Raw genomic sequence first — 12,660 nt, 5'->3', positions numbered from 1 at the left:
TGGCAACGTGCCTATGGATCCCTTGCCCACGCGTTTTGAAGTTGGGCTTTTCTCAAATCCCGAAGCGTCAGCTTTTTCATAACCCGAAGCGTCAGCTTTTTCATAACCCGAAGCGTCAGCGAGGGAAAATCGATGTTGACTTCGCCTCGCTGACGCGTCGGGTTATGAAAAACCAATGCCTCACGCAAAAGCGCAACTTCAAAACTGACGCGTCGGGTTATGAAAAAATCAATGCCTCACACAAAAGCGCAACTTCAAAACTAACGCGGCGGGTTATGAACGGGGGCCGAGTTCTTTGATTGGATCAGGGTTGTTCGAGCAGCGATCGTTGACGTTCGTACTTGTAGCCGGGCAGGAAGAAGCATCCTGCCGCAACGATTCCAAAGATCAGATGAGCGGCGGATGGGAACACGGCCATTGCCACGGATGTTGCCAGCAAGAGCCCGGTTTGGATGTAGAACGCTCCGCTCAACATCCCGGCTTTGATCAGAAAGACCATGGCGGTGATCACGCCCAGCATCGGCGCCAATCGCAACGGTTCCAATCCGATCCACCATTCCAACGGGAACAGCAATCCGATCGCAATCAGACTGGCGCCCCAGACATGGGCGATTTGTCGCTCGATGAACGTGACTGGTCCCATGCGTTGACGTAGTTTCCAAAACACAGCCGCCCAGGCACTCAGTCCGATCACCCACACCGCGATGTAGATGGACCGCTGGGTGATTCCTGCCAGAGCCATTTGCCAAGTCAGCAAGCTGGCGACCAACAGCACCAAGGAATGCCACATCCAAAGCAGGCCCCATTTTTCGAGCACCGCCGCGTGGTGCGTTTCGCGAAAGACTCGGGCGAGGACTTGATTGAAGTGGCCGCTGCGTGCATCGACGCGTTCATCAGCGAGGTAGGCTTCGATATCGTTGGCGAGTGCTTCCGCGGTTGGGTATCGCAAGTCGGCTGGTTTTTGCAGGCAGCGAATCGTGATCATCTCGAGGTCACGGTCCAAACTCGGGCGAAGTGCTCGCGGTGGCGTGGGATCTTGCTCGGTGACCAGCATGACCAGTTCCATCGGCGATTCCGCGACAAAGGGCGCGCGCCCGGTCAAAGCGAAGTACAGCACACAGCCGAGCGAGTACACATCGCTGGTCGGACCGATGTCGCCGCGACGGCCGCCGGCTTGTTCGGGTGACATGTAGGCGGGCGTCCCAACCAGCATTCCGGTGCGGGTCAGATCCATCTTGGCGCCGACTTGTTTGGCCAATCCAAAGTCGGTGATCATCGGGCGGCCGTCCGCGGCGATCAGGATGTTGCCCGGTTTGATGTCGCGATGCAGGATGCCGCTTTGATGAGCCACGGCGACGGCTCGAGCGATTTGAGCGACCATGCGGGCCGCCTCGCGGGGTGCCATCGGTCCAGATGCAACTCGTTGGGCCAACGTTTGCCCTTCGATGAACTGCATGCTGAAGAACGGTCGTCCCTCGATGTCGCCGACTTCGTAGACGGGCACGATGCTCGGATGATCGAGCGATGCCGTTGCGGCGGCTTCGGCCATGAACCGTTGCAGATCCGCATCGCTGGCCAGACGACCGCGCAGGATCATCTTGATTGCGACCTCTCGGTCGAGTGATCGCTGGCGGGCGCGAAAGACCACGCCCATTCCTCCCCGGCCGACTTCTTCCAGCAGATCAAAGTCGCCAATCGTGGTGGGCAACCGCAGGCCACGCCAACGACCCGACGAGTCTTCGGTGGTGGGATCTTTCTGGTTTTCGATCGGGAGTTCGTCGCGAGCCACGCCGGCGGTGTCGGTGACCAACACCGCACCCCAAAGCTCTCTCAGATCTTTCGCGAGTGTTGGATGTTGAGCACAGATCGCATTGAAATCAACGGGCTGGCCTTGGCAGACTTGATCGGTCAATTCCGACAGCACATTGGCAAGGTATTGATCGTGTGACAACGGCTCGTCCGAGGGCGAACGGTTCGTCGCGTTGGCCGGAGCATCCGTCAGTGAGTCGGGGCAAGACGAGGCTGCATTGGACGGGTCGGATGGAGAGGCCATCGTCGTCTCAACCCTGCGAGTCGGTGTCGACGCCAAAGTTTTCCTTGTCTTCTTCGAGCACCGATTTCAACCGCCGAACGGCACGCAGATATCGCATGCTGGCGGCGGGTGGGTTGAGGTTCAGGACTTCGGCAATCTCGAGGTTGGAAAGGTGCTCGTAGTGGCGCATCAGAATGATTTCGCGGTCACCTTCGTCCAGTTTTTCAATCGCGGCTTCGACCTGAACCGCGATTTCTCGCTGGGTCGCAACGGCGGCCGGTGTCATCGCAGGGTCGCATAACTGAATCGCCAGATTCACGGACGATTCGTCCACGGGGCCACCGCCCCCGATCGGTTGCTCGCGATCCATGTTGCGTTTAGCGCTGACACGGTGGCGGCGATAGGTGTCAATGATGTGGTCCCAAGCGATCTGCCGGAGCCACAAGTGAAACGCCATCACCGGATCGTCGAGGTATTTTTGAAGTCGACCACTGGCTTCGACCAAGACCTCTTGGACGACGTCGCTGACATCCACGCGGCGTTGGACTTTGCGATCCAAACGGACCTCCACCAGTCGACGGATGGGGCCGCGGTGTCGGTCTAGCAATTGGTTGACGGCCTCGGGATCGCCTTGGCGTGCTGCCTGCAGCAGCACGTCGGTGTTGTCGCCCGAGGGCCATAAAGATTGGGTCATGGTCACGCTCCAGTCACATGGTAGCGTGTTGTAAATCGGCGGAAGCGTCCCCGAGTCACTTCCATTCGCGAATTTGGATGTTCTTGAACCAGACTTTCATCGGGGGCCCTTGGTGCAGTTGCAATGCAATGACGCCTGAGTCGGCTTTTTTGCCGGGTTGTTGGTCGATCACGCGAATCATCAAGGTTTCGTTGATGAACTGTTCCAGTTGGTTGTCGCGAACCAGGATTCGGTAGTCGTTCCATTCGCCGAGGTGGATGCTGTTGGCGAGTTCTTCGGCGGTCGCGAATTGTTCGGTCGTCTTTTCGCCGGTCGCCCAGATTGTGGTTTGTTGCCCGCGAGTGGCCAGGATTCCGCGGCCTTTTTCTTCGTACAGGATTCCTGCGAAGCGGTTGGTTGCATCGATGTCGGCTTGGTAGCCACCGACGATGAATTTGTCTTCGTCGAGCACTTTGCTGCGGTACTGGATGCCCGAGTTGCCGCCAATCATCTTGAATTGCAGAGTCAGTTCAAAGCTGCCTTTGACCGGGCGATCGAGGATCAAAAACGTGTTTTGCTTGATCGGTGCTTCGGCGGTGGTCTGCCCATGGATGGCTCCGTCGTCGACCGACCAAAGATCCTCTCGTCCACGCCATCCGTCGAGGGTTTTGCCATCGAACAGTGTGACGGTCTTGGCACCCTGCATGGTTTTTGCCAAGCGAGTTTTTTCGCTGTCTTGGGCGTTGATTGGCGAAACCGCAAAGGTGGCGGCGAGAGTCAGGGCGCAGAGAACGCGGTTCACAGTCGAGTTCATGAGGTGGGTCCAGGAAGGCAGATGTTTTAGGAAGGAGACACCGGGACGGGCAGTTTAACCGGAGGAATCGATGGATGTTGGTCAGCGGGGAAAATCCTCTGGCGACCAAACGGCACGATTTCTCAAGAATCTTCGCCAAGATTGAACAGATGTCGCAACGCTTCCAACAATCCTCGCGAATGTCCGTCGGCGGCGTCGTCTCGCAGCGAGGCCATGGGCGGGTGCAGCAATTTGTTGGTCAGGCGATCGAATGACTTTTCAATCTCCTTTTGCATGGCCGTGTCGGTGGATCCATTGAGTTTGCCGAACAACCGCTGCAGTTCTTCGGATTTGACTTTGTCAGCCCGCTCACGAAGCCGGCGAATGACTGGACCTGTGGCACGTTGTTGCAGCGATTGAAAGAACCCATCGACTTCTTCGTCGATGATCTTCTTTGCCTTGGGCCACTGTTTTTCGCGTTCTCGACGGTTGCGATTGCACGCGGCTTGCAGGTCATCGATTTGGTACAGGTAGACACCGGGTTCATCGCCGATGATCGGATCAAAATCTCGCGGGACCGCCAGGTCCAGGACCAGCATGATTCGGCCCTCTCGTTTGGCATTCAGGGCGGCGAAGGTGGATGCGTCGACGATCGGTTCTTCGGCGGAAGTGGTTCCGATCAGCAGATCCGCGCGAACGATTTGTTCGGGCAAGTTCTCCATCAATTCCGCTTCGGCACCAAACTCTTCAGCCAACTTTTGAGCTCGCTGGAGACTTCGGTTGACGACGCACAGGTTGTCGGCTCCACCGTTTTTCAGATACCGAAGTGTTTCTTCTGCCATCTCGCCGGCACCGCACAGCACCACGCGTTTGCCTTGCAGGCGGTTGAAAACTTCGGGGACGACTTCGCCAATTGCGACGCTGGGGACGCTCAGACGGCGACGGTGAATGCTGGTTTCAGTTTGGACGCGTTTGGCCGTTCTATTGGCCGCTTGGAACACGCCGTGGGTGATCGGGCCGGTGCGGTCGGCATCGTTCGCCAAGTCGTAGGATTGTTTGACCTGCGACAAAATCTGAGCTTCCCCCACGACCATGCTGTCCAGACTGGCGGCGACCAGGAACAGGTGTTCGACGGCTTCGCGGCCTTCGCGAACGATCATGTGATTGGCAACAAAGTCTCGCGATTGATTCAGGCAATCGGCCACCAGGTTGATCAAATCGTCTGCTTGCAGGGCAGGAGAATTCCCGCCGGCACCATACAACTCAACTCGGTTGCAGGTGCTCAGCAGAACCAATTCTGCACCCGCAAAACGTTGGCCGAACAAGTCGAAGGTCCGACGGATTTCGCCTTCGGTGAACGACAGTTGTTCGCGAATTTCAACAGCAGCGTCGTGGTGGCTGCAACCGATCATCTTCAGCGTCATGACTGGCCTCGCGGCACGATCATTTCCATTGCCACTTCGAGTCCGGACAACGGTTCACTCGCGTCGATTCCGTGGGTCGGGGTGGCGGCGGGGGCGTCGGATTGGTCGGCTCCGTGGGAACTGGACAGCACGCCGGTCATCGCGAGCACCAAAAATGCGAAGCTGGCCAGGGTCAGGTAGGCAATTTTGCGACCGCGGCTTGCAGGGGCGTAGAAGTACTCGACCACCGTCGCCGAGACCAACCACAGGAACAGCACGCCCGACAGGATGATGCCACCGTCGGTCCAAGGGATCACGCCGAGTCGATTCCAGTTCATGACGACGCCAGAAAGCAGCCCGACCCCGACCGAAGCGGTGCTGATCACCAAGCAACTTCGATTGAGGTTTTGCAAGGTTTCGAGGGTCGGCAATCTCAGCATCGAACCGGCCTGCTTGCGTTTCAAACGCCAAGACTGGACGAGGTACATGGCTCCCGCCAAAAAACCAACCAGCACGGCAGCGGAACCCAGCATCATCGAAACGCCGTGGACGCCTCGCCAAACCTCCACCGCCTCATTTCGTTCGAAAGCGGGCATGTGGCTGACCGCTTGCGATAGCGCGATCATGGCCAGAATCGCAGGCAGGAAAAACAGCCCGATGATCGTGTCGGGCCGGCGAAGATAGAACGCGAAGTAGGCGATCGCCAATCCCAATGCGACCATCAGCGACCAATCCGTCCAGGTTGCTAGGCGACCGATGTTCGCTTCGTTGCTGATCGAGGCCGCTCGCAGAGTCAGGTAGGTGACGTGGGTGAAAATTCCCAGTCCCATCATGACCACCACCGCCAGGCCGCGGCCCGGGACTCGGCCCAGAAAACGCAGCGCTTCCAGGACCAGCACGACGAGGTAGCTGGCTGAAAAACAGGTTACCGAAACTTGACGCAATAGATCCATCATCACCGTATCCTACACCGACCTGAAAAATTGTCAGCCTGGCGGGGAAATCGCTCACCAGGGTTGTCGCAGGAATGCCTGGATTTGGAGAGCACTTTCGGGACCCATTCGCACCCGGATGGCTCCTTCCCGAGAGGTCACGTGAACGCCGCCGCCTGCTGCGGACAGCATTTCGGTGACTTCGGGTTTGGCGGCCCGTTGGCCCCCACTGACAACCGTTTCCAATGGCCGGGCCCACTGCAGGACCGCCTGGGCATCCATTCGCAAACTACCGTGATGTGGTGCCATCATCACCCCGCCGGGCGGTGGCCGAGGCGTGTTGGTCAACACCGCGGTTCCAGGCGGTTCCAAGTCGCCGGGCAACAACAGCACGCGTTCGCCCCAGTCGATTCTCAGCACCAGCGAATTGGCGTTGTCATTGGCGTCGATTCTTTCTTGTGGTGGATGCAGCACTTCCACTTGATCCAACCAACCGGGGTGGACGCGTCGCATCGGTTGATCGCGGCTGATCTCTTTCACCGGGATCTGGTGTCGGCGGATCGTTTCGATTGCCTGAGCCAAAGCAAACCCGTCTCCCTCAAAGAATCCCGGCGGAACGAGGATCACTCCGATCGAAAAGCGGTCGGCCAGTCCTGGCAACGCGTTGTAGTGATCGGTGTCGGCATGCGACAGAAAAATTCCATCGATGTGGGTGGCTCCCAACGACCACAACGCGTCCTCGATGTTTCGGCTGGTCGCGTTGGCGTTGCCCATCCAACCACAGTCGTAAAGCCAAATCTCCTGGCGGTTGGGACGCAGGATCGTTGCGGTTCCATGGCCAACGTCGACAAAAGTTGCTTCCAAGGTTTGGTCAGGAAGTTCGGCTGGAAAGGTCGCCATTCCAAACGCGATCCCAATCCAACTGACCAGCAAACCAGCCTCAATCGTTCGCCGACGAATTCCTCGGGAGGAGACCATCGGCCGGATCGCGGCCCACACAACCAACCCCAAGTAGAACGCGATGACCCAGGCCGTCGGTGGTGAGGGAAGCCAAAAGTGACCACCGGGCAAATTGGCCGCTGAATCGATCATCCACTGCATGATCGAAAGGAGCTTCCCGCAAATTTCACCGGGAATCCAAGCCAATGACGGAAGCGACCAACCGGCCAAGATCGTCAGGACACCAGCGGACAACGCGAGGGCCATCAGCGGCGACAGCATCACGTTGACGATCACACTGATCGGCGAGACGACATGAAACTGGGACCACACCAAGGGCAGAGCCATCAGCGTGACCGCGCCGCTGTACCACAGCACTCGGCCGGTCCACGATGCGACAAATGACAGGGCTCTTCGCCACGCGGTTTGAGATTGTTGAGCCAGTTCGTCAAAGCGTTCTTCCACGCGAATGGATTCCGCTGCGGGGGTGAGGGCTTTCGAAAACGGGCGACCACAAAGCAACAGCGTCGCGACCGCTAAAAACGACAGTTGCACGCCAATCCCAAACATCTCGGCGGGCGTCCAGACCATCAGGATGATGGCCGCCAAGGAAAGGGAATTCAGCGGGTGATGAGGACGTGCGAGCAACCTCGCTAGGATGACCGTGGACAACAAGATCGCGGCTCGAGTCACCGGCGGCCGAGCTCCGGTGATGGCCACATAGAACAGCATCACCGTCACGATCAGGGTGGTTGATCCAGCAAGCGGCAATCGCAACAAACCCGCCACCGCGCCCGTCAACAAAACGATGATGCCCAAATGCAATCCGCTGACGGACAACAGGTGCGCCGTGCCGGTCACCAGCAAGCGTTCGTTGGTGGTCCGGTCGAGAAAGTCTCGTTGTCCCAGCGTCAATGCGAGTGCCAGTCCACGCTGCGATGGTTCAATCTGTTTCAAGATGGTGTCCCGAGCCGAGGCTGCTCGATCGGCCAACCAGCGTTCCATGCGGACACACCAGGAATGCCGCCCTTTCGCGTTCTCGGCATTTGGCAGTCGTTCGACTTGCTCGGCTGATCCCACTCGCATCCGAGCATGGATGTTTTGTCTCCTCGCTGCGATCCGTTGATCGGTTTCACCTGGGTTGCTGGGCGGAGGAATGGCTGCGATGCGACCGTACAGTTTCACGATGTCGCCGGGCCGCAAGTCCTGCCGTTCGGCATCGACCATGACCATCACTCGACCGGTGATCGGGACATGTTGGGTCCCACGCTGCATGGTTAGCACACTGACGACCAGTCGAGTTTGATATTGCACGTCGTGGTTGCGGTTGCGTCCGGAATCACGACCTGCGACACCAGAGGTTCGCGCGACGGTGTTCTCCAGTGCATCGCGTTGCAAGCGGACGGGTTCATCGAGCACCGCGACCATGACCGTCGGTTCTTCTTCATGAGTGAGGACGTCCCGGATGGTGGCGGAAGCGTACTGCCATTCATCCAGAGCGTGTCGGCCCGCGAAAACGAACAAGATGAATCCGAACCAGCACGCCGTGCGAACGCCGGTGAGGATGCTTGGGCGGACTCGCAAGGAAGAGGCAAGTCTTGGTGCGGTCGTCCATACGATGCACCACGCCAAAACCATCGCGACCATCATCCCAATCCAGACCTGCGTGGACTGTGGGTAGACCCGGTCCAACAACAGACCGCCCAGACCTGCTGCTGCGAACATGGTCAGCGGTTGGCGACTTGGAAGCTCTGCCAGGTGACGGGTCGAGAGACTGCCTTGTCGCATTCTGAAGTCAAATCCATGAGAAAAGTGGAGGGCGACAGATAGCAGGCCGGATAATCGGTATAACCGGCGAGGTCTCGTGCCCTTTCTGCTTGCCTTGCCGGCAAACTTGCCCGGATGCTCAGCCTCAGCCTGACCCACGTGCTACTCATTGTACGGCCAAGAACTCTCGGTCACACGCTTCTCGATTTTCGAGGGATTGGACCAATCGTCCGCGTCCCAACTCTTCGCACCGTTTCTTATTGCACGAGGAAACCCATGCCAACGACTGTCAAATCATCGTCCAACACTTCGACCGCCAGCAAAAGCAAAGGTAGCAAAGTGGGTGACGAAGTCGTGACCATTGATCGTCGTCGCAGCGAACGCCGCAATGGCAATGCCGATGCAAGCGATGCGGGCATGATGGACCAACCCCGGCGAAAAAAGCAACGTCGTCGTCACATTGACCCAACCACTTGCGAACGTGACTACAGCGACCAGGAAGTCGAGTTCATGAAAGCGATGGATGACTACAAACGAGACTCGGGACGGATGTTCCCCACGTGCAGTGAAGTCTTGGAAGTCTTGCGTTCGCTGAACTACGTCAAACTATCCGACGAGCAGTTCGAAGAATTGGGCCTGAACGACGCTCCCGAAGGTGAAGAAAGCTGGAGCGACGAAGAAGCCGCTGAAATGGCCGAAGTCTGATTCCCGAACTACGGCGTCCAGATTTCCCCGCGGCCGTCGATCTGGCGGTCGCCCCGGCAAACACGCAATGATTGCAAGAAAGCAGGCGTCAGCCAACTTGCACTGCTGTTTTTGCCGACCAGACTCACAAACGCGGACTGCAGCGGAATCGGCGTTGAAAACCGATTCGCATCCAGGGTGGGTGATTGCCCAAAGATCAATGTCCCGCGTCGCATGCCGTAGGCGATGTTCGGTCCGACATTTCCCGCCACTCCAATCGTGCCCGCGACCTGCCACGTGGCCAGACGTTTTCCTGCGTCCCCACCGATCCAAAGTTCGCCACGACGCATGCGATGACCCGCGTCGTCACCTGCCGAACCATGGACAATCAATTGGCCTCCGTTCATGCCAACATTGCGAGCACCGATGGGTGAACCCAAGTGATTGCCCGCGTTGCCATGCACCACGATGCGGCCGCCCTGCATGCAACTTCCCGCGTGATCGCCAACGTTGGATTCGCAGACGATCTCGCCCAGTTTGTGTTGGAAACCAATTCCTGAAACGAGTCGCATGCAGTCTGCAAAGATCAACCGCGGCATCGAGACATCGGATTGCACCGAAACATCAAACAGGTCACCGATGGAAACCGGACCGGTTTGAGAATTCAGCTCGAAACGTTCGATCTCTGCGCTCGAGAGCTGAACCCATTCTTCCAATCGAATTTTGGAAGCATCCAGAATCGATCGCGAAGGGGTTGACCCCGAAAGAGTCGACTGCAAATCCGCTCGCAGACGCAATGTGATTTGACTCATTGTTCGGCCTCTGAGTCCGGGGAGGTCGACTCATCGAGAAACAACTGGTGCAGCTTGAAGTGGTGCCGACCGAGCTTGCCGCCGTAGTTGCCCGCCGTCACGCTGAGCAGTCCTTCGGACGCCCCCGTTTCGCATGCTGCGTTGATCCCGACTCGCATGGATTCGGCGATCTCGTCGAACGACATGCCATCGATCACGATTTCGATTGCCGCGTTGGCTTCCGGCGGCAAATTCGATGGAGTGATTTCTCGTAGTGCGGGGCAGAAGGCGTCGTTCGTGGATGCAAACAAGGCGGCGTATTTCGATCCGACTTTGGATCCACTGCGAGTCGTGCCGCCGGGGAACGGTGTGATGATGCCGGGCAATTCTCGCATCGCATCGATTGCTGCGCGGCTGGCGACCGTCACGGACTGCACGCTTTGTCCGACCAAGATGAAGTTGCCGCCGCCGATGGCATCGACTCGGCCCACGTCATGCTGGCAAACGAATTCACCGTCCATCACAGGAATCCGCCAGTAACGCACGGGACGTGATTTTCCATCCGCGTCCAAGTGTTGGATTTGCTTGCTGATTTGGTTCCCATCGCCAAAGAATCGCAGTGACTTTCCGATTGGGACACGTTTGGGGTGCACGTCTCGACCGCCAGGAATGCCGCCATACAACGCGGTTGTCGGACAAGTCAAAACGCACTGGCCGGCTCGCCGTGGCACTTGTTTTTCAAGGTCCTTGCCTGACATGCCGAAGGCCAGGATCGCGACGCCGGGCCGACCATCCGGCGTTTGTTCGGGAGTCAATGTTTGTTCGACGGCAATCTCCAAGCCGCAGGCAATCACACTGGTTCCAAACCCGCACATCGCCCTCGCGGATTCTTCGCACCAGCGTCGGTCGTCGGCGGTCAAAATCAACCGCGTGGCCTTCATGTCAAAGGCTTCGGCAAAGGTGTCTTCGATCGAAACGCCTGCGATCGAGATGGGTTCAGACGATGGGACGGAGTCAGCCATTTGGGGTCTCCGATCGAGTCGTTTCGATCAACTGCGTGCCGATCACGTCGTCCATTTAGCCCAGGGAGATTTGCAATCGATCCAACGCAAACGTTCCCGTTTGAGCATGCATTTCGCGAAACTTGGGAACGTGCATGGGATCGACGGCGACTGCGGCCGCCAGCGTGTTGTCGCGTTGGATGGAATCTCCCGCGTCCACGTTTTGACCTCGCGAACGAATTCGGACGCCTTGTTTGTAAACCTCTCGCGGGGTGCGGAACATGGCTTCGACGTTGTCATTTTCTTCGTACACGACGACGTCGGCCACGCATCCCGGTTGCAATCGACCTCGATCGGACAAACCCAAGATCGACGCCGGTGCGGATCGCGTCATCACCGCGATGTCATCCAGCGAATATTCACGATCGATGCCCGCGAGTGATGAGGCCGCGGCCGCGTCGGAATGAATTTCAGCAAGCGCCGTTTCTCGTAGCGAGCGATCGGTGAGCAAGGCGATCAGGTGCGGGTACGCCGTGAAGGGACCGCCGTTGGGATGGTCGGTGGTCAAGAAAACTCGCGAGGGGTCATCGACCATCAAGAAGAGTTCCAGCCCGATCGCCCATTGCAGGCTGTGCACAAATTCGCGGCGTGCGTATTTGAATGGGACCACGCCGCAACCGGCTTCACATTCGATGTCCAGCAACACGGATTTGCGAGGTTTGGCCAGATTGCGATTGTCGTATTGGTGCATCGCGTCCGCACTGATCGTGACGGTTTGGCCGAACTGAATTTGTCCAACATCCAGCGTCACGTTGGGGTTGGCTTTCAGTGCATCGGCCAACTTCGCCGCCGAAGACGAAAACTTGAACGGGCCTTCGGTGCCGTAGCTATGAAATTGAGCGTGGGTCAAATGGATCGGGTAACCATCGGCGGCCCGGATCGTTGCCAGTGTTGAATCGATGTTGCCAGGCACACCTAAGTTGCTGCAGTGAACGTGCAACGGATGCCGCAAACCAATCTCCGAAACCGCTCGGCAAAGCGTGCGAATGATTTGGCCGGGAGTGATGCCGTACTTGGGATGCTGTGTGTCGACATCCATTTCGCGTTCGTTGAATTTGAACGCGTTGATGCCACCTGGATTGACGACCTTGACGGCGATGCAGCGAGTCGCTTGGACCATCCATGCCACGTACGCGTTGATCACTTCTTGGGGTTCGTCACCGGCGATCAATCGCAACAGCACATCATCGTTGCCGAGCAAACAATACCCGCCGGTATCGAGCCCGCGGACATCGGCCATTTCGGCATGCGCGGACCTCGCGTTGCAAGGGATCACGGCGGGCTCAAAGCACGTCGTGTATCCCATGTCCAAGTAACGCGAAGCGGTCACGGACGCGGCTGGCAGGAACTCGCATGACGCGGCGTCTTCGCCAGCCAAGCGTGTGGCTTCTCGCCAAGGTGGCATTTGGTCACCCAGCAACATGCGAGCCAGCGTGACTTTGCCTCCGCCGATGTGCGTGTGCAAGTCGATGCCACCTGCCATCGTGATGCAGCCGCTGCCATCGATGGTTCGGTCGGCGACGGTTCCCGGTTCAGGGGAGGAAACAAAACGCCCGTCGACCCCAGTGCCAATGCCTTCGGCCAT

The 12,660-nt window shown here is 58.1% G+C and carries 10 protein-coding genes and 1 pseudogene; 2 read left to right on the top strand and 9 right to left on the bottom strand.

Features of this window, described 5'->3' with window-relative positions; genetic code table 11:
* Nucleotides 1-299: hypothetical protein (locus ACF8AM_RS09605; RefSeq protein ID WP_392555425.1), on the top strand; the 299-nt coding region annotated here is incomplete at its 5' end.
* A 5-nt stretch (nucleotides 300-304) separates the two neighbouring features.
* On the opposite strand, the gene ACF8AM_RS09600 is transcribed toward ACF8AM_RS09605, so the two are convergent.
* The 6 genes from ACF8AM_RS09600 to ACF8AM_RS09575 all read right to left on the bottom strand — a co-directional run bounded on the left by ACF8AM_RS09600 (nucleotide 305) and on the right by ACF8AM_RS09575 (nucleotide 8,560).
* The gene (locus tag ACF8AM_RS09600; protein WP_392555424.1) at nucleotides 305-2,053 is read right to left on the bottom strand and encodes a serine/threonine-protein kinase; all 1,749 of its coding nucleotides are present in this window, start codon (nucleotides 2,051-2,053) and stop codon (nucleotides 305-307) included.
* Between the two features lie 7 nt (nucleotides 2,054-2,060).
* Nucleotides 2,061-2,726 (bottom strand): sigma-70 family RNA polymerase sigma factor, encoded by a 666-nt coding sequence (locus ACF8AM_RS09595; protein ID WP_392555423.1) that lies wholly within the window; start codon nucleotides 2,724-2,726, stop codon nucleotides 2,061-2,063.
* Between the two features lie 55 nt (nucleotides 2,727-2,781).
* Nucleotides 2,782-3,507, bottom strand: coding sequence for a DUF1080 domain-containing protein (locus tag ACF8AM_RS09590; protein WP_392555426.1), 726 nt, complete (start codon nucleotides 3,505-3,507; stop codon nucleotides 2,782-2,784).
* Nucleotides 3,508-3,641: 134 nt separating this feature from the next.
* Nucleotides 3,642-4,922, bottom strand: coding sequence for a glutamyl-tRNA reductase (hemA, locus tag ACF8AM_RS09585; protein WP_392555422.1), 1,281 nt, complete (start codon nucleotides 4,920-4,922; stop codon nucleotides 3,642-3,644).
* Nucleotides 4,919-5,857, bottom strand: a complete 939-nt coding sequence (locus ACF8AM_RS09580) for a cytochrome C assembly protein (RefSeq protein ID WP_392555421.1) — start codon at nucleotides 5,855-5,857, stop codon at nucleotides 4,919-4,921. The genes hemA and ACF8AM_RS09580 overlap by 4 nt, the downstream gene beginning before the upstream one ends.
* A gap of 51 nt (nucleotides 5,858-5,908) precedes the next feature.
* Nucleotides 5,909-8,560 (bottom strand): ComEC/Rec2 family competence protein, encoded by a 2,652-nt coding sequence (locus tag ACF8AM_RS09575; protein WP_392555420.1) that lies wholly within the window; start codon nucleotides 8,558-8,560, stop codon nucleotides 5,909-5,911.
* A gap of 255 nt (nucleotides 8,561-8,815) precedes the next feature.
* Between ACF8AM_RS09575 and ACF8AM_RS09570 the strand changes: the two genes are divergently transcribed.
* On the top strand, nucleotides 8,816-9,244 hold the full coding sequence (locus tag ACF8AM_RS09570; RefSeq protein ID WP_392555419.1) for a hypothetical protein: 429 nt from the start codon (nucleotides 8,816-8,818) through the stop codon (nucleotides 9,242-9,244).
* 8 nt (nucleotides 9,245-9,252) lie between these two features.
* Here ACF8AM_RS09570 and ACF8AM_RS09565 read toward each other — a convergent pair whose 3' ends face one another.
* From ACF8AM_RS09565 to ACF8AM_RS09555, 3 genes and pseudogenes are all read right to left on the bottom strand, one after another.
* The gene (locus tag ACF8AM_RS09565; protein ID WP_392555418.1) at nucleotides 9,253-10,035 is read right to left on the bottom strand and encodes a formylmethanofuran dehydrogenase subunit C; all 783 of its coding nucleotides are present in this window, start codon (nucleotides 10,033-10,035) and stop codon (nucleotides 9,253-9,255) included.
* Entirely contained in the window at nucleotides 10,032-11,036 is a 1,005-nt protein-coding gene (gene fhcD / locus ACF8AM_RS09560; RefSeq protein WP_392555417.1) for a formylmethanofuran--tetrahydromethanopterin N-formyltransferase, read from the bottom strand. Before fhcD ends, ACF8AM_RS09565 begins: the two co-directional genes overlap by 4 nt.
* A pseudogene (locus ACF8AM_RS09555) lies at nucleotides 11,029-12,660 on the bottom strand (formylmethanofuran dehydrogenase subunit A); the annotation flags it as partial. The pseudogene ACF8AM_RS09555 and the gene fhcD, both read right to left, overlap by 8 nt.

The sequence above is a fragment of the Rhodopirellula sp. JB055 genome (assembly GCF_043100905.1).
Taxonomy (GTDB): Bacteria; Planctomycetota; Planctomycetia; order Pirellulales; family Pirellulaceae; genus Rhodopirellula.
The sequence above is the reverse complement of the archived record's forward strand: the minus strand, read 5'-3'. Positions and strand labels throughout refer to the sequence as shown.